This is a genomic window from Mesorhizobium sp. M0830, assembly GCF_040319965.1.
GTDB lineage: Bacteria > Pseudomonadota > Alphaproteobacteria > Rhizobiales > Rhizobiaceae > Mesorhizobium.
The window spans coordinates 14,280-33,320 of sequence record NZ_JAMYOR010000038.1 but is presented as its reverse complement, the minus strand read 5'-3'; the positions used below and the strand labels follow the sequence as shown (position 1 = coordinate 33,320).

The 19,041-nt window shown below is 63.5% G+C and carries 20 protein-coding genes; 4 read left to right on the top strand and 16 right to left on the bottom strand.

Features of this window, described 5'->3' with window-relative positions:
- Nucleotides 1–43: 43 nt before the first annotated feature.
- The 5 genes from NKI20_RS21370 to NKI20_RS21350 form a co-directional block, all read right to left on the bottom strand.
- Nucleotides 44–991: a DUF4167 domain-containing protein gene (locus NKI20_RS21370; protein WP_352833959.1), complete on the bottom strand. Its 948-nt coding sequence runs from the start codon at nt 989–991 to the stop codon at nt 44–46.
- Between the two features lie 302 nt (nt 992–1,293).
- The gene (prmC, locus tag NKI20_RS21365) at nt 1,294–2,172 is read right to left on the bottom strand and encodes a peptide chain release factor N(5)-glutamine methyltransferase (RefSeq protein ID WP_352833956.1); all 879 of its coding nucleotides are present in this window, start codon (nt 2,170–2,172) and stop codon (nt 1,294–1,296) included.
- Nucleotides 2,165–3,244, bottom strand: a complete 1,080-nt coding sequence (prfA, locus tag NKI20_RS21360) for a peptide chain release factor 1 (protein WP_352833953.1) — start codon at nt 3,242–3,244, stop codon at nt 2,165–2,167. The genes prmC and prfA overlap by 8 nt, the downstream gene beginning before the upstream one ends.
- A 10-nt stretch (nt 3,245–3,254) precedes the next feature.
- Nucleotides 3,255–5,525 (bottom strand): phosphoenolpyruvate--protein phosphotransferase, encoded by a 2,271-nt coding sequence (gene ptsP / locus NKI20_RS21355; protein ID WP_023757177.1) that lies wholly within the window; start codon nt 5,523–5,525, stop codon nt 3,255–3,257.
- Between the two features lie 83 nt (nt 5,526–5,608).
- Nucleotides 5,609–6,862: an aspartate kinase gene (locus NKI20_RS21350; RefSeq protein WP_352833950.1), complete on the bottom strand. Its 1,254-nt coding sequence runs from the start codon at nt 6,860–6,862 to the stop codon at nt 5,609–5,611.
- Nucleotides 6,863–7,121: 259 nt separating this feature from the next.
- Between NKI20_RS21350 and NKI20_RS21345 the strand changes: the two genes are divergently transcribed.
- Nucleotides 7,122–8,963, top strand: coding sequence for a CHASE3 domain-containing protein (locus NKI20_RS21345; protein ID WP_352833979.1), 1,842 nt, complete (start codon nt 7,122–7,124; stop codon nt 8,961–8,963).
- A gap of 26 nt (nt 8,964–8,989) precedes the next feature.
- Here NKI20_RS21345 and NKI20_RS21340 read toward each other — a convergent pair whose 3' ends face one another.
- Entirely contained in the window at nt 8,990–9,559 is a 570-nt protein-coding gene (locus NKI20_RS21340) for a putative glycolipid-binding domain-containing protein (RefSeq protein WP_352833947.1), read from the bottom strand.
- A 181-nt stretch (nt 9,560–9,740) separates the two neighbouring features.
- Here NKI20_RS21340 and ubiG point away from each other — a divergent pair, with 181 nt between their 5' ends.
- The gene (gene ubiG / locus NKI20_RS21335) at nt 9,741–10,490 is read left to right on the top strand and encodes a bifunctional 2-polyprenyl-6-hydroxyphenol methylase/3-demethylubiquinol 3-O-methyltransferase UbiG (protein WP_023757181.1); all 750 of its coding nucleotides are present in this window, start codon (nt 9,741–9,743) and stop codon (nt 10,488–10,490) included.
- Between the two features lie 115 nt (nt 10,491–10,605).
- Here the strand turns inward: ubiG and NKI20_RS21330 are convergent, their stop codons facing one another.
- Entirely contained in the window at nt 10,606–11,520 is a 915-nt protein-coding gene (locus NKI20_RS21330; protein WP_352833976.1) for a DMT family transporter, read from the bottom strand.
- Nucleotides 11,521–11,617: 97 nt separating this feature from the next.
- Here NKI20_RS21330 and NKI20_RS21325 point away from each other — a divergent pair, with 97 nt between their 5' ends.
- Nucleotides 11,618–12,103, top strand: a complete 486-nt coding sequence (locus NKI20_RS21325; protein ID WP_352833943.1) for a MarR family winged helix-turn-helix transcriptional regulator — start codon at nt 11,618–11,620, stop codon at nt 12,101–12,103.
- Nucleotides 12,104–12,107: 4 nt separating this feature from the next.
- On the opposite strand, the gene NKI20_RS21320 is transcribed toward NKI20_RS21325, so the two are convergent.
- The 4 genes from NKI20_RS21320 to NKI20_RS21305 are packed head-to-tail and all read right to left on the bottom strand — an operon-like array spanning nt 12,108 to nt 14,502.
- The gene (locus NKI20_RS21320; RefSeq protein ID WP_023757184.1) at nt 12,108–12,533 is read right to left on the bottom strand and encodes a DUF1178 family protein; all 426 of its coding nucleotides are present in this window, start codon (nt 12,531–12,533) and stop codon (nt 12,108–12,110) included.
- Complete coding sequence (locus NKI20_RS21315) at nt 12,530–13,393, bottom strand: carbon-nitrogen hydrolase family protein (protein ID WP_352833940.1); 864 nt, start codon at nt 13,391–13,393, stop codon at nt 12,530–12,532. Before NKI20_RS21315 ends, NKI20_RS21320 begins: the two co-directional genes overlap by 4 nt.
- An 11-nt stretch (nt 13,394–13,404) precedes the next feature.
- Nucleotides 13,405–13,674, bottom strand: a complete 270-nt coding sequence (grxC, locus tag NKI20_RS21310) for a glutaredoxin 3 (RefSeq protein ID WP_023757186.1) — start codon at nt 13,672–13,674, stop codon at nt 13,405–13,407.
- A 27-nt stretch (nt 13,675–13,701) separates the two neighbouring features.
- Nucleotides 13,702–14,502 (bottom strand): ComF family protein, encoded by an 801-nt coding sequence (locus tag NKI20_RS21305; RefSeq protein ID WP_352727979.1) that lies wholly within the window; start codon nt 14,500–14,502, stop codon nt 13,702–13,704.
- A 63-nt stretch (nt 14,503–14,565) separates the two neighbouring features.
- On the opposite strand from NKI20_RS21305, the gene NKI20_RS21300 reads away from it, so the two are divergent.
- The gene (locus NKI20_RS21300) at nt 14,566–15,441 is read left to right on the top strand and encodes a methyltransferase domain-containing protein (protein WP_352833936.1); all 876 of its coding nucleotides are present in this window, start codon (nt 14,566–14,568) and stop codon (nt 15,439–15,441) included.
- A 28-nt stretch (nt 15,442–15,469) separates the two neighbouring features.
- Here the strand turns inward: NKI20_RS21300 and NKI20_RS21295 are convergent, their stop codons facing one another.
- From NKI20_RS21295 to argJ, 5 genes are all read right to left on the bottom strand, one after another.
- Nucleotides 15,470–15,655, bottom strand: coding sequence for a Flp family type IVb pilin (locus NKI20_RS21295; protein WP_023757189.1), 186 nt, complete (start codon nt 15,653–15,655; stop codon nt 15,470–15,472).
- A gap of 109 nt (nt 15,656–15,764) precedes the next feature.
- Nucleotides 15,765–16,079, bottom strand: a complete 315-nt coding sequence (locus NKI20_RS21290) for a hypothetical protein (RefSeq protein WP_352833932.1) — start codon at nt 16,077–16,079, stop codon at nt 15,765–15,767.
- Nucleotides 16,080–16,208: 129 nt separating this feature from the next.
- Nucleotides 16,209–16,631 carry a (deoxy)nucleoside triphosphate pyrophosphohydrolase gene (locus NKI20_RS21285; protein WP_352833929.1) on the bottom strand — a complete coding sequence of 141 codons (423 nt, stop codon included), beginning with the start codon at nt 16,629–16,631 and terminating at the stop codon, nt 16,209–16,211.
- Nucleotides 16,632–16,655: 24 nt separating this feature from the next.
- A complete protein-coding gene (locus tag NKI20_RS21280) occupies nt 16,656–17,408 on the bottom strand; it encodes a GNAT family N-acetyltransferase (protein ID WP_352833926.1) in 753 nt (250 codons plus the stop codon).
- A 29-nt stretch (nt 17,409–17,437) separates the two neighbouring features.
- Complete coding sequence (gene argJ / locus NKI20_RS21275; protein WP_352833923.1) at nt 17,438–18,679, bottom strand: bifunctional glutamate N-acetyltransferase/amino-acid acetyltransferase ArgJ; 1,242 nt, start codon at nt 18,677–18,679, stop codon at nt 17,438–17,440.
- Nucleotides 18,680–19,041: the final 362 nt, after the last annotated feature.

Genomic DNA, 19,041 nt, shown 5'->3' with positions numbered 1-19,041 from the left:
GGAGATTTCTCCCCGCCGCTCAATGTGTTGAAATGTCGTTCGATCAGTTGTCGATGTCGACAATGGCCGGTTCAGCGTTGCCGCTGTCGGCCGGGGCCGCAGTCACCTCGCCGCCTTCGGCACTGTCGCCACCGCTGTCGACCTGATTGGCATTGACGCGCGGACGGCGCGGACGCCTCGGGCGACGGGCAGCACCGCTTTCGGCGGCCGCCTCATTGAGCTCGGCCTGGGCGGCAAGACCCGCCGGCGAAAGGTTCTCGAACAACGGAGCGGGTTCGGCCGCCGCAACGGACTCGGTCGGCGAAGCGGTTTCGGCCTGAACCGGAGCCTCGTTGCCCCGGGACTGACCACCTTGCTCGGCGGACGACGAATAATCCCGCTGACCGTAACCGCCATTGGGGCGACGATCGCGATGGCGTGCGCCACTGTTGTCGCGGCCACCACTGTTGCGCCCGCTATTGTCACGTCCGCTGTTGTCACGCCCGCTATTGTCACGATTGTCGCGGCCACCTTCCCGGTTGAGTGCAACCTCGGCCGGCATGCCTTCGATGACCGGCTGCGGGCCGGCGCCATGGTTGATCACCGGCACCTGGGCATCGGAAACGGTATTGCTGTTGTTGCTGGCATTGTCGAAATCGTCGCGATCCTCGTCGCCGTCATCGTCGAAATCATCGCGATTCTGCTGCGTGTTCTGGATCGGCATCTGCGCCTGCGCGGCCGCGATGATGCGATTGTAATGTTCGGCGTGCTGGAGATAATTCTCCGCCATGACCCGATCGCCGGAGCTTTGCGCGTCGCGGGCAAGGGTGGCGTATTTTTCGGCGATCTGCTGAGCCGAACCGCGGATCTTGACGTCCGGGCCATTGCTCTCGTAGTTGCGCGTCAGGGGGTTCGGCCCCTTGCGGTTGTTGTTGTTATTGTTGTTATTGTTGCTGCCGCCGCCATTGTTGTTGCGACCGCGCATGCGCCTGTTCTGCTGTTGTGGCCTCATCAAACTCTCTTCATCTTGAAATTTTCGAAAACTCTTCACGAACGGAGGCGCTCATGCAGCCAGCCGCTTCGTCTCTTCACCGGCGTTCGCCCGCATCAATTGCGTTGGCGCCACGTGCCATCCTGTTCCGGTTACATCACTTGCCGGACGATTCCCGCACGAAGCTTGGGCATCGTTTGCGCAAGAAGGCAGCTATTTCCAAGGAAAACCGAATCGCTAAGAGCACTGCCTGCTTCGTCTCATCCGGTTAAGGCGACCCTAGCCGCATTCCCCGGCATTGCCAAGCGCTTTTTTGCACTGCATCAAGGCTTTATCCTTTCAAAGACAAGAACCCTGTCGTTTCCGCCAAGATCCCGAAAAGCACCACCCGGCACGTAGCCGGCAACTGTGAATATCTTCGAGACTTGATCGTGCTGCGTGTGGCCGATCTCGACCGCAATCCTGCCTTCAGTTTCCAAAAACCTCACCGCCTCCGCGGCGATGATCCTATAGGGGTTCAGACCGTCCGCGCCGCCATCCAAGGCCAAGCGCGGGTCGAAATTGCGGACTTCGTCCTGCAGATTTCCTATGTCTTCGGAGGGTATATAGGGAGGGTTTGCGGCAATTACATGGTACCGGCCCGAAACTTTTTCAAACCAGTCCGACTGGAGCGCTGTGAACCGCCTTGCAAGGCCCAGCTGCCCGGCATTGCGGGTCGCCGTCGCCAACGCGCCCGCGGACAGATCGACACCGGTGGCCGTAGCTGTCGGCACGGCGCTGAGCAGCGCCAGCGCAATGGCGCCGGTGCCGGTGCCAAGATCGAGGATCCGGCATACGCCCTCCCGCGCCGCAATTGCATTGACGAAGGGCAACACCGCCTCGACCAGCGTTTCGGTATCCGGCCGCGGCTCCAGCGTCTCCGGCGACAGCGACAGGCGCAAACCATAGAATTCACGATAGCCGAGGATGCGGTGCACCGGCTCACCGCCGGCGCGGCGTCGCAAGGCGGCGTCGATTTCGGCAACAATATCGGCGTCGACCTTGCGTTCGGGGTCCGCGATGGCTTGTGTACGCGTGGTGCCGGAAAAATGCTCGACGATCAGCCGCGCATCGAGCGCCGGATCATCGGTAGCGGCAGCGGCAAGCCGAGCCTGCGCTTCCCGCAGCAGCGGCCCGAGCGTCTCGGGCAGTTGATCAGCCATCGATGCCGATGTCGGCAAGCAGCTTCGACTGGTGATCGGCGATCAGCGCGTTGATGATCTCGTCAAGTTCGCCCATCATCACCCGGTCGAGCTTGTAGAGCGTCAGGTTGATGCGGTGGTCGGTGACACGGCCTTGCGGGAAATTATAGGTGCGGATGCGTTCAGAGCGGTCGCCGGAACCGACCTGCGACTTGCGCGATTCGGAACGCTCCTCGTCAGCCTTGCCGCGCTCCAGGTCATAGAGCCGGGCGCGCAGGATCTGCATGGCCTTCGCCCGATTCTGATGCTGCGACTTCTCCGCCTGCACCACCATGATGCCAGTCGGCAAATGAGTGATGCGAACGGCCGAATCGGTGGTGTTGACGTGCTGGCCGCCTGAACCCGAGGCGCGCATCGTGTCGATGCGGATGTCTTCGGCCCTGATGTCGATGTCGACCTCTTCGGCTTCCGGCAGCACCGCGACGGTTGCCGCCGACGTGTGGATGCGCCCGCTCGCCTCGGTCGCCGGCACGCGCTGCACGCGGTGCACGCCGGATTCGAATTTCAGATGCGCAAAGACGCCCTTGCCCGACACCGTGGCGATGATTTCCTTGTAGCCGCCGGCATCGCCTTCACTGGCCGAAGCCGTCTCGAAACGCCAGCCATGTTCGGCAGCGTAGCGCTCATACATGCGAAACAGGTCGCCGGCGAAAAGGGCGGCCTCATCACCGCCGGTTCCGGCGCGAATTTCGAGAATGGCGTTCTTGTCGTCGGCCGCATCCTTGGGCAACAGCAGGATCTGGATGTCCCTCTGCAGCGCCTCGATGCGTTCCTCGACCTCCGGTAGGTCGGCCTCGGCAAGCGCCCGCATCTCGGCATCGGTGCCCTTGTCGGCAAGCATGGCTTTGAGGTCGGCCTGCTCATGCTCGGCCAAGCGCAGTGCCCTGACCTCGGCCACCATGTCCTGGATTTCGGCATATTCGGATGCCATCCGCACATAGGCATCCGGCGCCGGGCCAGCCGACATCTGCGCTTCGAGCATCTCGAAACGCTTGACGACTTGATCCATCCGATCGCGGGGCAGGTTGACCATGATGAGGACGCTACAATGGAATCGAACGGTCGTCGGCAAAGGCCTGCAGCAGCGCCCGCATCGGCAACCCCTGCGCCGGCGCCATCAGATTGTCGTCGAAGAACGCCTCCAACTCATCCAGCGGCAGTTCCGTCAGCATCGCCTTGACCGGGCCGATCGAGGCCGGTGACATCGAGATGGAGCGGAAGCCGAGCCCGATCAACGCCATCGCCGAGATAGGTTTTCCGGCAAGTTCGCCGCACAGGGTCACCGGCGTGTGGTTGCGGACGCCGGCATCGGCGATCTGCTTGAGCACCCGCAGGAACGGCGCCGACAGCGTGTCGAAGCGGTTGGCCAATTGCGTGTTGCCGCGGTCGACGGCCATGACGAACTGGAACAGGTCGTTCGAACCGACCGAGACGAAATCGACGGCCTTCATCAATTCATCGAGCTGGAACAAAAGCGACGGCACTTCCAGCATCGCGCCCAGCTTGAGGCTGGTCGGCAAATGATGGGCAAAACGCGACAGATGCCGCACCTCGCGATCGATGATCTCGCGGGCCTGGGCGATCTCGCCGAGTTCGGTCACCATCGGCAGCATCAGCTTCAACTCGCGCCCGCCGCTGGCCTTGAGCAAGGCGCGGATCTGGGTGCGCAGCAAGCCCGGCCGGTCCAGCGTCAGGCGGATCGCCCGCCAGCCGAGCGCCGGATTCTCCTCCTGGATAGAGCCCTTGAAGTAGGGCAGCACCTTGTCGCCGCCAATATCGATGGTGCGGAAGGTAACCGGCTTGCCGCGCGCTGCCTCGAGCACGTCGCGGTAAAGCTTTTCCTGGGCCTCGGCTCGGGGAAATGTCGAGGCGACCATGAATTGCAATTCGGTGCGAAACAGGCCGATGCCGGCCGCACCCGCCTCGGCGAGCTGCGGCAGGTCGACCGCAAGACCGGCGTTCATCAGCAGGTCGACCTGGACGCCGTCCTTAGTAGTCGACGGCTTCTTGCGCAGCTCGCGATAGACCTCTTGCCGGCGCGCCCGGAAACGCACCTTTTCGGCATAGGCGGCTTCGAGATCGGCCTGCGGCCGCAAATGGATCACGCCCTCTTCGCCATCGACAATGATGGCGTCGCCGTTTTCCGCCATGGAAACGGCGCCCTTCATCTGGCCGGCGACAGGGATGCCCATGGCTCGCGCGACGATGACGACGTGGCTGGTCGCGGCACCGTCCTCGAGCACCAGCCCGCGCATCTTGTCCCGGGGATAATCGAGCAGTTCGGCGGCCCCCATCGAACGGGCAACGATGATGGCGTCCTTCGGAAGCGATGCGGCGACATCCTCCGGCCCACGTCCCATCAGCTGGCGCAGCAGCCGGTTGGCGAGGTCGTCGAAGTCGCTCATCCGTTCGCGCAGATACGGATCGGTCATGTGCAGCATGCGGGCGCGCATGTCGCTCTGCACCTTTTCCACGGCAGCCTCGGCCGTCAGGCCGTTGCGGATCGCCTCCTCTAGCCGCCGCACCCAGCCGCGGTCGTTGGCGAACATGCGATAGGCTTCCAGAACCTGGCGATGCTCGCCCTCGAAGGCAACATCGCGGCGTTCCAGCATGTCGTCGATGGACAGCCTGAGCGAGCCGAGCGAGGTTTCGAGCCGGCGGACCTCTTCCTCGCTGTCCTCGTTGAACAAATTGGTGACGACGATGCGCGGCTCGTGCAGCACGACATGGCCAAGCCCGACGCCGTCATTGAAGGACAGGCCGGTGAAGCTGACCGGGCGGCGCAGATCGAGTTCCAGGCCTGGCCTGGTCAGCCGCGCCAGATCGCCGGTGGCGATCATCTCGGCGATCACCATGGCGGTGGTTTCCAGCGCCTCGACCTCATCGTCGCGATAGTGACGCATGGTCTTGTTCTGCACCACAAGCACGCCCAATGTGCGCCCTGCCCGCAGCACCGGCACGCCGAGGAAGGAGTTGTAGATCTCTTCCCCAGTCTCCGGCAGATAGGCGAAGGCCGGGTGTTCCTGCGCATTCGAGAGATTAAGCGGCCGCGCGCTGGCCGCGATCGTGCCGACCAGGCCTTGCCCCAATCGCAACTGCGCCAGATGGACGGCGTTCGGGTTCAAACCCTCGGTGGCGTAGAGTTCGAGCACCGAATCGGAGCGCAGCACATAGAGCGAGCAGACTTCGGCGACCATATTGGAGGCGATGTCGCGCACGATCCGGTCAAGCCGCTCCTGCGGCTCCAGCGGCTCCTGCATGAGCTCGCGGAGCCGTTTCAGCAAAACGCGCGGGCCACTGGCCTGATCACGCATCGCGGCTTGTTCTCCAATGGGCTTTCTGCCCGCCACAGTTTCCACTGCGACCGGCGCACACGCAACAACTCAAATCGTTCTCGCTACTGCTTATCCAGACCGTAGACGGAATGCAAAGTGCGAACCGCAAGTTCGGTGTACGGACCGTCGATCAGGATCGAAATCTTGATCTCCGAAGTCGTGATGGCACGGATGTTGATCGACTTGTCGGCCAGCGCCTTGAAAGCGGTGGCGGCGACGCCGGCATGGCTCCTCATGCCGATACCGATGACGGAAACTTTCGACATGCCGGCTTCCGACTGCACGACATCGTAGCCGATCGGCGCCTTGAGGCGCTCCAGCACGGCCAGCGCCTTGTCGACATCGCCCGACGGCACGGTGAATGTCATGTCGGTAGACTTTCCGTCCTCGGATATGTTCTGAACGATCATGTCGACATTGATGTTGGCCTCGGCCAGCGGCCCGAAGATGCCGGCGGCAACGCCCGGCCGATCGCCGACCCGGCGCAGCGAAATCTGCGCCTCGTCCTTGGCATAGGCAATTCCGGTGACGACCTGTTGTTCCACGATCTCTTCCTCGTCGCAAATGAGCGTTCCGGGCGGATTGAGCAAATCCCCCATTCCGGGCGCATTGGGATCGTCGAAGGACGACCTCACGAAGGTACGCACCTTGTGCACCATGGCAAGCTCGACCGAACGCACCTGTAGAACCTTGGCACCGAGCGAGGCCATTTCAAGCATTTCCTCGAACGATATCTTGGCCAGACGCCGCGCCTTGGGCTCGATGCGCGGGTCGGTGGTGTAGACCCCGTCGACATCGGTGTAGATGTCGCAACGATCGGCCTTGACCGCCGCCGCGATGGCGACCGCGCTGGTGTCGGAGCCGCCGCGGCCAAGCGTGGAGATGCGATTGTCTGGACCGATGCCCTGGAATCCGGCGATCACCGCCACCTGGCCCTCGCCGAAGCGTTTGATCAGGAACGCACCATCGATGTCGAGGATGCGCGCCGCACCATGCGCATTGTCGGTCTTGATCGGGATCTGCCAGCCCTGCCACGAACGTGCATGCACGCCCATGTTCTGCAAGGTGATTGCCAGAAGGCCGGCCGTGATCTGTTCGCCTGAAGCGACGACCGCGTCATATTCGCGTGCGTCGTGCATCGGCGAGGCCTCGCGCGTCCAGCCGACCAGTTCGTTGGTCTTGCCGGACATCGCCGAAACGACCACCGCCACCTCATGGCCGGCGTCGACCTCGCGTTTGACATGACGCGCCACGTTGCGGATGCGGGCGATGTCGGCGACGGAGGTTCCGCCGAATTTCATCACGATGCGCGCCATGGAAGCGAAATGCCTTTGACTGAAGCCGGATCCAGCCAAAAAAAGCGGGAATCCCAAAAAGTGGAAGGCCGGCTGACGCCGGCCGCTGAATGCGCGGCCTCCTTAGCCAAATGATGAAGGTTTCGCAAGGCTGGCGGCGGATTGCCGCCTTCAAGAAGACGACATATTGCGTTCCGCCCCGCTGCCGCTTACGAAATACCGCCCAGGGGGAACTCCTTTTGGTTCAGCATTGCAGATGATTACTCGTCTTCGGCGTGCCATGCGGTGGCAATCGCTCCCGCTCATCATCGGCTTCGCGGTGTTGGCGCTGATCGTCGGTAGCCGTGCCATGCTGGTCGAGGGCCAGAGGGCCAATCGCGCCGCCGCGCGCGAAGCAATCGAGTATCAGGAATTGCTTTCGGGCCTGCTTTCGCTGGCGCAAGACGCGGAGGGCGGTCAGCGCGGCTATCTGCTGACCGGCGAGAAATCCTATCTCGAACCCTATCGGCAAGCCGTCGGCGCAATTCCCGAGCGACTTGCGCATATCGAAGGCATGACCGCCCCCGACGACCAGGTCGTCCAGCAAATCAACCACATCAAGGAGGCGCTTTCGCAAAAGCAGGCCGAAATGGCCGAGACGATTGCGCTGTATGACCAAGGCAATGCGACAAAGGCGCTGGATCTGGTCCGCAGCGGCCAGGGCAAGGCCGCCATGGACGAAATCCGGACAAGCATGGATGCGATCCGACGCATCAGCGCCGCCGCCCTCGCTGCGCGCGACATTCATACCGACCAGGTCGAGGCCTGGCTGCGCATCGGTTCGCTGGCGGCGCTGCTGGCGATCTTCCTGCTTGCCGCCTACACGATCAGGCAATCGCGTCGCCGCTTTCACGACGTGGTCGTCGTCCAGGAAGAACTGATGCGCAAGAACATCGCGCTCGGCCATGAGATACAGACGCGCGAAAAGGCCGAATCCCAGATACGCCAGATGCAGAAGATGGAGGCAGTCGGCCAACTGACGGGCGGTATCGCCCACGATTTCAACAACATGCTGGCTGTGATCATCAGCGCCATGAACCTCGCCCAGCGCAAGCTCGCGCGCGGCGAACACGACATCGAAAAATTCATCGAAGCGGCGGTCGACGCTGCGACCCGTGCCGCCAATCTGACGGCCCGGCTGCTCGCCTTCTCGCGTCAGCAGCCATTGGCGCCGCAGATCGTCGACACCAACCGTCTGCTGACCGGAATGTCGGACCTGATCCGGCGGGCACTCGGCGAAGCCATCCGCATCGAAACCGTGCTGGCGGGCGGCTTGTGGAAGATCCATGCCGACCCGAGCCAGATCGAGAACGCCATTCTCAACCTAGCCGTCAATGCACGCGACGCCATGGGCGATGGCGGCAAGCTGACCATCGAAACCGCCAACAGCCATCTCGACGACAACTACGCCGCTGCCCATGCCGATGTCGAGGCCGGCCAGTATGTGATGATCGCCGTCAGCGACACCGGTTCGGGCATGGCCCCCGAAATCATAGCCAGGGCCTTCGAGCCCTTTTTTACCACCAAGCCGGTCAACAAGGGCACCGGCCTGGGACTGAGCCAGGTATTCGGTTTCGTCAAACAGTCGGGTGGTCACGTCAAGATCTATTCCGAACCCGGCGAAGGCACGACGGTCAAGATATACTTGCCGCGATTCTTCGACCCGCAGGGACCTGTCGTGTCGGGCGGGCGCGGCGAGAATCCCGCCGCACCGGTCACCGAAACGATCCTTGTCGTCGAGGACGATGCCGGCGTGCGTGCCTCCACCACGGATGCCTTGCGCGAACTCGGCTACGTCGTCATCGACGCCGCAAGTGGCCAGGAAGCATTGCAGAAACTGGCGGAAAACCCCGGCATCGCGCTTCTGTTCACCGATATCGTCATGCCCGTGATGAACGGCCGCAAGCTGGCGCAAGAGGCGGTCGCGCGCATGCCGCGGCTGAAGGTGATCTTCACCACCGGCTTCACCAGGAATGCCGTGGTCCACAATGGCGTGCTCGACCATGACGTACATTTCCTGGCCAAGCCCTTCACCATCGAGCAGTTGGCGACGAAACTGCGCGACGTGCTGGACACGAAATAGGCCGCATCGGAACGACCTTGATCGCTTCAGCCTGATGCAGCCGAGCTTGCCCACAGGCCGGGATAATCGACTACGAACCCGCACGGCGAAACCTGAAGGACCCCGTCATAGCCGAACATGGGCGCGACGTAGGCGTAGCGAGCCTCATCGAGACGGCGGTAACTCTGTTCGAGGCGCGCCAGCTTGAGCTCCGGAAAGGTCACGTAGGCGGCGGGGGCGGGCGTCGCCTCGCCGATGCCGAGATCGAACCGGCGGATCGCCAACAGGTTCGATGCCGGCGTGAACCCGAGGTCGACGTCGACGAGGCCGGCGACATCCCGCTGGACTTCGCCGTTCAGTATCCAGCGGCCATCCGAACCGCGTTCGATCGCATAATGCAGCTCGCGCGTGCCGAGAAAGCCGTCGACCTGCGCCGCTCGTGTGCGCCAGCCGGCATCGCAATCCAGCTTGTAGGCAAGGCAGCACGGCTGGCCATCCTGGATGAAGATGGCCTGCCCCTCGAGGCTGTGCCCGCCGTCGGTCGGCGAAAGCAGGCAGGCGTCGTGGCCCTCCAGGTCTAGCCGGCGCCAGAGGATCGAAGCCATTTCCTGTTTCATCGTCGTCTCCTTCGAACCTAAAGCCTGTCCTCTTTTCGCTCGACGGGCCAATTGTGTTTCGATGAGGTGCCCGACAGGTGACATGTGCTGACAGAACCTGTCGCTTCGACTGCATCGAAAAATGCTGCCTTGACATTCGCGGTCTCACGCCCGACTTCCTAACGTTCGAGGAGACCAATCGATGCCAGAGCCCCGACGATCGACGATCGATGCCGGAGAGGTGGAACGCTTTTCCGCCCTTGCCGCCGAATGGTGGAACCCGAACGGCAAGTTCCGTCCGCTGCACAAATTCAATCCGGTCCGGCTGTCCTATATTCGCGACCAGATAGCGACGCGCTTTGGCCGTGATCCACGCGCTGCAAGGCCTTTCGAGGGTCTGCGCATCCTCGACATCGGCTGCGGCGGCGGCCTGTTATGCGAGCCGATGGCGCGGCTTGGCGCCGAAGTCGTTGGCGCGGATGCCTCCGAAACAAACATCGAAGTGGCGAAGCTGCACGCGGCCGAGGTCAATGTCAGCGTCGATTATCGCGCCACGACGGCCGAGGACCTTGCCGACGCCGGTGAGAAATTCGACGTCATCCTCAACATGGAAGTGGTCGAGCATGTCGCCGACATCGACCTGTTTGTCGCCAAATGCGGCGAGATGGTCCGGCCGGGCGGCATCATGTTCGTGGCCACCATCAACCGCACGCTGAAGGCGCTCGGACTGGCCATCATCGGCGCCGAATACGTGCTGCGCTGGTTGCCGCGCGGCACCCACCAATTCGGCAAGCTGGTGCGCCCGGAAGAGCTTGAGAAGGCACTTGGCAGCGCTGGCCTCACCGTCATCGACCGCACCGGAGTCACCTACAATCCGCTCGCCGACCGTTGGGCGCGCTCGAAGGACATGGACGTCAACTACATGGTGCTGGCGGAAAAAAGCTCGGTCTGACCCTATTCGAATCGAGCGGCCGATAGCCGCCGCGCCAATAGATCGCCTTGGGCCGCTCGGCCGACAACCGGTGGCGAAGACAGCGAAACCGGCGCCGGCTGAGGCGCGAAGGCGCTCACGCCGCCTGGCTTTGCGCCTTCGTGCTGATCTGATTTTGGGCACTGGTGGTGATGAAAACGCCGGCGGTGATGATGACCGCACCCGCCCAGGTCAGCAGCTGATACTGCTCGCCGAGGAAGATCGTGCCGGCAAACAAGCCGACGGCCGCCGCCACATAGCCGATCTGGCTGAGGTAGACCGGACCGCCGACCGCCTGCAGCCTAAAGAAGAAGGCGAACATCGCCGACGCCGACGCAGCCTGGGCGACGACCACCATCGGCACGCCGCTCAGAGGAGCGAAGGCCTTGACGCCGAACAGGGCCAGAATGCCGACAAGCAGTATCGCCGCCGATGCCAAATGGCTGCCGACGGCAAGCTCGATGGGGCCGGTGCCCTGGGGCCAGTCGGCCGTGCGGTAGATGTTGCCGGCGGCAAGGCTGACCGGGATGAGCAGCCCCATCACCACCCAGAACAGATCGGCCGGCTCGCCAGCCTCGCCGCGCGTCACCGCCACCATGACGGCGCCGACAAAGCCGACGGCAATGCCGACAATCCCCAGCATGTTCGGGCGCCGGACACGCAGCAGGATCGAGAACACCAGCGTGATGACCGGCGACAGGGTGAACATGATGCCGGTATAGCCGGCGCCAAGATGCGGAATGGCCGAGAACATCAGGAGATTGGGAACGGCGTAGGACACCGCCGCGGTGACGAAGAAATAGCGCACTTTGTGTGCCGTGAGCCGGACGCGCTGACCACGTAGCAGCAGGGCGCACAACAGCACGCCGCCGGCGCCAAGCGAGATGACGAAGGCCCAGACCATGGCCAGCACACCGGCAGCCGTGGCGAGCTTGCCGAACGGCAGCGTCAGGCCGAGCAAACCGCCGGTGACGACCAGCAGGCCGAGCGCCGAATCCCAGAGAAATTTCATCATTGAACCCTGTTGCGAGCGGCCCTTGGCCGGCATTGCATCTTGCGGTAAGATAATGGAAAGATTCTTAACGTCAAGATATATGATGGTGAGACAGTTGGACAGGGCAGCAAGGGCAATCGAGCAATGGAAGCGGGAACGGCCCGACCTGGATGTCTCGCCCATGGCAGTGCTCGGGCGGCTGAACGAGGCCGCCTCGCTGATCGCCCGCGAGCACCTCGGTCCGTTGTTTGCCCGCTATGGATTGCAGTCCGGGGAATTCGATGTGCTGGCGACGCTGCGCCGCTCTGGCTCGCCTTACGCGCTGACGCCGACCGCCCTCTATGAAGCGACGATGGTAACATCCGGCGCCATGACCAATAGGCTCGACCGGCTCGAAACGTCGGGATTGATTCTGCGCGGTCCGCACCCCAACGATCGGCGCGGCATTGTCGTGCGGTTGACCGAAAAGGGGCTGGCTTTGATAGACGAGGCAGTTACCGCCCATGTCGCCAACGAGCACAAGATTCTGGCGAGCCTGACGCAGGCAGAAAAGGAAACGCTCTCTCGGCTGCTTGAAAAGCTGATCGGCAGCGTCGGCTAGCCGCTCAGTTGCGGTCGTCCGGGAACACCGGGATCGGCATGAACTCGACGCCGTCCTCGGCCAGGCTCTTGGCCTCGTCCAGCGTCGCCTCGCCATAGATGCCGCGCGGGTCGCTTTCGCCGAAATGGATTTTTCGGGCTTCCTCGGCGAATTTGTCGCCGACATAGTCGGCATTCTCGCGCACCTTCTCGGCCATCGCCTTCAGCTGCGCCAAAGCCTGCTTCTGCGCCTCGCCCATGGCGAGCGCGATCGTTTCCTGCTTGCGCGCCGTGGAGACGGCCGGCGCCATCAGCGCCTTCTGCACCTTGTGCGAACCGCAGGTCGGGCAATCGACAAAGCCGCGCTTCTTCTGGGTGTCGAAATCTTCGTTGCTGCGAAACCAGCCTTCGAATTCGTGCTCATGCTCGCAGATCAGGGAAAAACGGATCAAGAGGCTGCACCCCTGAGACGCGGCGCCTTGCCCGAGCCGTTGACGGCAAAATCCCGCGAATTTTTCAAATTGGGGATCTTCTTGCGCGCGGCAAGCGACTGCGCCGGGTCGATTTCGGCGACGATCACCGCCGGCTCATCATGTGCGGCTTCCGCGATGATACGGCCCCACGGATCGACGACCAGCGAATGGCCATAGGTCTCGCGGCCGTCTTCATGCAAGCCGCCTTGCGCGGCGGCGACGATATAGGCGCCGTTCTCGATGGCGCGTGCCCTGAGCAGCACATGCCAGTGCGCCTCACCGGTCTGGCGGGTGAAGGCGGCAGGTACGGAAAGCAGGTCGGCGCCAGCCAGTGCCTCGGCGCGGAACAATTGCGGGAAGCGCAAATCGTAGCAGATCGCGAAGCCCAGTTTCGCGCCCTCGATCTCGGCCACGACAGCCTCGGTCCCCGGCTCATAGGCAGCGGATTCGCGCCAGCTCTCGCCATTGTCGAGATCGACGTCGAACATGTGGATCTTGTCGTAGGTGGCGAGCGTGGCGCCATCCGGGCCAAACAGCAGCGCCCGGTTGGCGAGCTTGCCGTCGGCGCGCGCGATGGCGGTCGAGCCTATATGCAGGAAGACGCCGAGCTCCTTGGCAAGTCTGCGCGCGGTCGCGACGACGACATCCTTGTCCTCCGACGTGAAGGACGCGGCGCGGGCTTGCCTGTCGCGGATCAGCGCGCCGGTCATCTCCGGCGTCTGGATGTAAGTCGCACCTTGGCCAGCAGCCTCACGCACCAGCCGCTCGAGATCGACCGCGTTGCGCTCAGGGCTTTCGCCTGAACGCATCTGGATTGCAGCGGCCCTGAAAACACCCATCGCCATCTTCCTCAATTCGTCGCGCCGTTGGCGAGCAGTTTGTCCAGCCGGCCTTCGGCTTCCAACTCATGAAGGTCGTCGCAACCGCCGACATGCGTGTCGCCGACGAAAATCTGCGGAAAGGTCGAGCGGCCACGGGCGCGGGAGATCATCTCCTGGCGCAGTTCCGGCGAGAAAGAGGCATCGTGCTCGGTGAAGGCGACGCCTTTGCGTTCGAGCAGCCGTTTGGCTGCCGTGCAATAGCCGCACATCATGCGGGTGTAGATGGTGACTTCGGCCATGACGAATTTCCGCTGTTCGTTGCCGACTTATATAGTCACGGACTCGTCCGCCCGGAAGTCCCCCGGCAACACACGCGCGAAGGTCAGCACGTCGACGGCGGCCGCACCTCCCCTTTTGAGCGCCTTGGTGGCGGAACGCACGGTGGCGCCGGTGGTGTAGACATCGTCGATCAAAAGCACTCGGCGGCCGGCGATTTCGATTTCCGCCTCGGCGGGCACGCGAAAGGCGGCCCGCACATTCTCCTCGCGCTCGCTGCGCTCCAGCCCAACCTGCTGCCGGGTGAGTTTTACGCGCCGCACCGCCGAGGGCGCGAACGGCAATTGACTGAGCACCGAGACCGCCCTTGCCAATTCCGCCGACTGATTGAACCTTCGCCTGAAAAAGCGCCGCCAGTGCAGCGGTACCGGCACCACCACATCCGCCTGCGCGATGAGATCGGCACCGGCGCGCACCATCCAGCGTGCCATCCATGGCGCGAGATCGGTGCGATCCTGGTATTTCAGCCCCTGCACCATCTGGCGGGCGACGCCGGAATAGGCGACCGCTGCCCGCGCCCGCTCGAAAGGCGGCGGATCGGCAATGGCCTCGGCGGACAGAAAGCCCTCGCCCATATGGTGGGTGAACGGCGTGCCCATCACCGGGCACCATGGCCGCTCCAGCAGCCTGAGCTTCGGCCAGCAGGCGCCGCACAGCACGCCGGGCTGCGAGACATGCCGCCGGCAACCGGCGCAGACCGGCGGAAACAGGATGCGCGCCGGCCAGCCGAGAGCCGATCGGGCGAAGCTGCGGATCTCGACGGACTTGATCTTGGGCATCGGATCGGCCACGTGGTTGGTCCTGCGATCACTATATCAACGATCTATAGGCGTGGACAAACAAGGATCTGCCCGTTGCAGCCGATAATGGATACCTCTCTGTGGCTGGCGCACAAGCGGCGCGCGCTTGCCCATCCGGTCGACGGCGCGGACTTCCTCATGCGCCGCACCGCAGAGGACCTTGCCGACCGCCTTGGTGCCGTCGAGCGCCGGTTCGGCAAGGCCGCCGTGCTGTTCTGCCAGACACCGGCTGCAACCGAAATGCTCGCCGAAAGCGGCAAGGTCGCCGACATTGTCCGCGTCGAGACGGACATGGCGTTCCTGGACGGTGGCGGCGCCGGCATGATCGCACCGCTCGAAACCGTGCCGTTCGAGGCGGAGAGCCTCGATCTGGCGGTCTCGCTTTTGTCGCTGCAGGCGATGAACGACATTCCCGGCATGCTGATCCAGATCCGCCGCGCGTTGCGGCCGGACGGGCTTTTCCTCGGCGCCTTTGCCGGCGCCGGCACGCTTTTCGAGTTACGCGAAAGCCTGCTTGCGGCGGAGACCGAGCTTTATGGCGGCGCCAGCCCGCGTGTGATCCCGTTCACCGACGTGCGCGAGGCCGGTGCGCTTCTGCAGCGCGCCGGCCTTGCTCTGCCGGTCGCCGATGTCGAGACGGTGACGGTGCGCTACGCCAGCCTGTTCAACCTGATGGCGGATTTGCGGGCCATGGGCGAGACCAATGCGCTCACCGATCGCAGCCGGCGGCCGGGTTCGCGCGCGCTGTTTGCCCGCGCGGCGGAAATCTACGCCGAGCGGTTTTCCGACCCCGATGGCCGCGTGAGGGCCAGTTTCTCGATTGTGTGGATGTCCGGCTGGGCGCCCGACGCATCGCAGCAAAAACCGCTGAAGCCAGGTTCGGGCAAGGTTTCGCTGAAGGCGATCCTGGAGGCGCCGGACGGGCAATGATCCTGCCCGCAATCGCGGAAGAATTGGATCAGGGTGTGGGTGCGAAAGCGTTCGCAAGCCTGCTGCTGTTGTCGCTGAACAGCCAGATGATCCCGTCGCGGACCTGACCGATGCCGCCGACGATGGCCAGCGACAGCACCGCGATGATCACGCCATATTCGACGGCCGTGGCGCCCGTCTCGTCTTTCAGAAAACGCAGCAGCACTGCTTTCATGGCCTGAACCCCTCTGGCCCGGACCTTACCGGTGATCTGTTAAGAAAGGTTAACGGCAAAGGCTTAACAGGCGGTGAAACAGCCGCGTTTGCGAAAAGGCTTAACCATGTCAGCAATCGCCGCTGCTTCTGCCATTGGACCTGATGATGCAGACCGAACCGGGCTGCGGCTGCAGCACACTGCGGCGCAGCGTATAGGTTTCGCGATGACTCAGTGAGCCGGTGGCCGTCATGTCGAGCCCGGCAAGACCGTCGCGGGCAGACAGCGGGCGTGTCTGGTTGTCGAGGAAAGAAGTCGCGATCAGCGCCAGCGCCACCGCAGCCGAACCGAACAGCAGCGTGATGCGCAATATCCCCATGCCCGCGTCGGCGGCGCGAAAGCCGCGCTCTGGCCGGATCGAGTCCCAATCCCTGCCTAGGCTCATGCTATCGCTCCCCAGCAAATCGGCGGCGCGACCGTGAAACGGCCATGCTTCAATTTTTCACGATGAGATAAATCTTCCATTAACGCTGGCTGATACGAGGGCTCGATCGGCAATCGGACGGGAGCGCGCTCAAAGAAGGTCGATGAGGAACGGGATCAGAGGCGCATCGGCCGGCGGCATCGGGTAGTCTCGCATCTGCTTCGGCCGCACCCATTTCAGCGCCTGCCCTTCCCTCGGCTGGGCAATGCCGCGAAAGCGGCGGCAGATGAAAAGCGGCATCAACAGGTGGAAATCGTCGTAGGAATGGCTGGCGAAGGTGAGCGGCGCCAGGCACGGAATGTCGGTTTCGACGCCGATTTCCTCGTGCAGTTCGCGAATGATGCATTGTTCGGGCGTCTCGCCGGGCTCGACCTTGCCACCGGGAAATTCCCACAGCCCGGCAAGTTGCTTGCCCTCTGGCCGCTGCGCCAAAAGCACCCGGCCGTCGGCATCGACCAGCGCGCAGGCGGCGACCAGTAGCATGCGCTTGCCGGCGATCATCACATCACCCATGGCCAACTTCACCCATGACCAACTTCACCCATGACCAGGCGGCCGGCGGTAATGGTAGCGGTAGACTTCGTCGAAGCCGAGCGAATGGTAGAGCGCCAGCGCCGGCACATTGCCGGCCTCGACCTGCAGCCAGGCTTCCCGCGCGCCCCGCAATCGCGCCCATTTCAGCGCCGACAGGATCAGGTTGCGGCCGTGGCCCTTGTTGCGCGCCGACTTGTCGGTGGCGACCTCGAACAGGCCGGCGAGATCGCCGTCATGCACGCAGATAAGCGTTGCCAGCGACTCGGTTCCATCTTCGAGCGCGAACAGGCCGGCCTCGGGCTGGATGGCCCCGATGATTTCCGACAGCCCAGGCCGCAGCGAAACATCGGAACCGCTGACCTTGAGCGAGGCGCCGATAAAGCGGCTGATGTCCTTCAGCGGAATCTGGTCCATGGCGGCGTCGAGGTGCGCGTCGGCCAGCGGCAGCCGCATCACCAGCGACTCGTCGAACCGGCTCCAGCCTTCCTTGTCGAGATGGTTGGCGAGATCGGGACCCGATAGCGGCGACATGCGAAACGTCAGCGGCCTGCCATAGGCATCGAAACGGCGGCTGGCCCGGCCGATACGGTCGGCAATGTGCTGGGTGTCGCCGGGATCGAGCGGATTGACCGAGTTCAGCCGTTTGGCCGGATGGCCGGCGGTTAGCCGCACTACCCAGGTGCCGTCATAGTGTACGGCCGCTGCGGGCCAGGCGCGAAAGCCGGCCGCCTCGTAGCGGCGTACGATCGCGAGCATGCTTGCCGGATGCCTGGAGCCCAAAACCATCAGCTCCGATAATCGCCATTGATGGCGACATATTCCTTGGTGAGATCGCAGGTCCACACCGTCGCCTTGCCGCGGCCGATGCCGATATCGGCGCGGATGCGGATATCGTCGCGCTTCATGTAGGCCGAAATCGCCTGCTCGGAATAGGAGGGATCGCGCTCGCCTTCATGCGCCAGCCTGTTGTCGCCGAACCAGATCGACAGCCGGTCGCGATCGGCGGGCTCGCCGGCCTTGCCGACGGCCATGACGACGCGGCCCCAATTGGCGTCCTCGCCGGCGACCGCCGTCTTGACCAGCGGCGAATTGGCGATCGACAGCGCGATGCGCTTGGCCGAGCGCGCCGATTTGGCGCCGGTGACGGTGACTTCGACCTGCTTGCGTGCGCCCTCGCCGTCGCGCACCACTTGCAGCGCCAGCGACTTCAGCACCTTGCCGAGCGCCCGGCGGAACGCTCCAAGGCGGGCATCCTTGGGATCGGTTATAGCAGGCGCGCCGCGCTTGGCAGCCTTGCCGGTAGCGAAGATCAGCAACGTGTCGCTGGTCGACGTGTCGCTGTCGACGGTGACCGCGTTGAAGGTCTTGGCCGTGCCGCGCGACAAAAGGTCTTGCAAAACAGGGGCGGCGATCGGCGCGTCGGTGGCGATGAAGGAGAGCATCGTTGCCATGTCGGGCGCGATCATGCCGGCGCCCTTGGAGATGCCGTTGATGGTGACGCTGGTGTCGCCGAGCTGGACCGTCGCGGTCGCCACTTTCGGATAGGTATCCGTGGTCATGATCGCCTTGGCCGCTTCGGTCCACAGGTCGGGCTTGCCGTTGCTGACCAGCCCCGCGAGCAGATGGCTGAATTTGCTGGTGTCGAGCGGCTCGCCGATGACGCCGGTCGACGCCAGGAAAACCTCGCTTGCCTTGCAGCCCGCCGCCTTGGCCGCCGCCTCGCCCGTCAATGCGGTCGATTCGCGGCCTTTCTTGCCGGTGAAGGCGTTGGCGTTGCCGGAATTGACGACGAGCACCCGCGCCTTGCCGGGTCCGAGGTTCTGCCGGCAGAAATCGACCGGCGCCGAGGGGCACTTCGATTTCGTGAACACGCCGGCGACCGCGGTGCCTTCATCGAAAACCATGGTCAGCAGATCGGTGCGGTTCTTGTACTTTATCCCCGCCTCGGCGGTGGCGATGCGCACCCCCTCGATCTCCGGCATCTTGGGGTATTTCTTCGGCGCAAGCGGCGAAATCGTCGTGGACATGCAGACCTCGGGCGGCAAAAATCGCAAGGGAAGGCCGGTTTGCCCGATACGCCGCGCGGGCGCAAGGGCGTTGTCATCGCTTTGCAGGACGGGCCAACTCGGGATTAAGCTTGCATTTCAAATCTGTTGGCGTCGCCGGGAGCTATGGCGTTATGAGGTCATCGAGGGCAATGACCTCGGCAGGCGCGAACTCGAACGCAGCATCGCCGAGTTCTCCCCATCATGCCGATAGGAATTTTTTCCTTGACCTATGAGGGCAGCTATGCTAGATATTCAGCCATGGTGCTGATTTGCGCCAGTGACCCGCCGCACAGGCGGGTTTTTTGCGTTAGGGGCTTCTCCACCCAACACGTAAGGGCTCC

What these genes read in the sequence shown, in the direction of transcription:
- NKI20_RS21370 (WP_352833959.1), bottom strand. Translation starts at nt 991, where the DNA reads ATGAGGCCACAACAGCAGAACAGGCGCATGCGCGGTCGCAACAACAAT.
- prmC (WP_352833956.1), bottom strand. Translation starts at nt 2,172, where the DNA reads ATGGCTGATCAACTGCCCGAGACGCTCGGGCCGCTGCTGCGGGAAGCG.
- prfA (WP_352833953.1), bottom strand. Translation starts at nt 3,244, where the DNA reads ATGGTCAACCTGCCCCGCGATCGGATGGATCAAGTCGTCAAGCGTTTC.
- ptsP (WP_023757177.1), bottom strand. Translation starts at nt 5,525, where the DNA reads ATGCGTGATCAGGCCAGTGGCCCGCGCGTTTTGCTGAAACGGCTCCGC.
- NKI20_RS21350 (WP_352833950.1), bottom strand. Translation starts at nt 6,862, where the DNA reads ATGGCGCGCATCGTGATGAAATTCGGCGGAACCTCCGTCGCCGACATC.
- NKI20_RS21345 (WP_352833979.1), top strand. Translation starts at nt 7,122, where the DNA reads ATGCGGTGGCAATCGCTCCCGCTCATCATCGGCTTCGCGGTGTTGGCG.
- NKI20_RS21340 (WP_352833947.1), bottom strand. Translation starts at nt 9,559, where the DNA reads ATGAAACAGGAAATGGCTTCGATCCTCTGGCGCCGGCTAGACCTGGAG.
- ubiG (WP_023757181.1), top strand. Translation starts at nt 9,741, where the DNA reads ATGCCAGAGCCCCGACGATCGACGATCGATGCCGGAGAGGTGGAACGC.
- NKI20_RS21330 (WP_352833976.1), bottom strand. Translation starts at nt 11,520, where the DNA reads ATGAAATTTCTCTGGGATTCGGCGCTCGGCCTGCTGGTCGTCACCGGC.
- NKI20_RS21315 (WP_352833940.1), bottom strand. Translation starts at nt 13,393, where the DNA reads ATGGGTGTTTTCAGGGCCGCTGCAATCCAGATGCGTTCAGGCGAAAGC.
- grxC (WP_023757186.1), bottom strand. Translation starts at nt 13,674, where the DNA reads ATGGCCGAAGTCACCATCTACACCCGCATGATGTGCGGCTATTGCACG.
- NKI20_RS21295 (WP_023757189.1), bottom strand. Translation starts at nt 15,655, where the DNA reads ATGAAAGCAGTGCTGCTGCGTTTTCTGAAAGACGAGACGGGCGCCACG.
- NKI20_RS21290 (WP_352833932.1), bottom strand. Translation starts at nt 16,079, where the DNA reads ATGAGCCTAGGCAGGGATTGGGACTCGATCCGGCCAGAGCGCGGCTTT.
- NKI20_RS21285 (WP_352833929.1), bottom strand. Translation starts at nt 16,631, where the DNA reads ATGGGTGATGTGATGATCGCCGGCAAGCGCATGCTACTGGTCGCCGCC.
- NKI20_RS21280 (WP_352833926.1), bottom strand. Translation starts at nt 17,408, where the DNA reads ATGCTCGCGATCGTACGCCGCTACGAGGCGGCCGGCTTTCGCGCCTGG.
- argJ (WP_352833923.1), bottom strand. Translation starts at nt 18,679, where the DNA reads ATGTCCACGACGATTTCGCCGCTTGCGCCGAAGAAATACCCCAAGATG.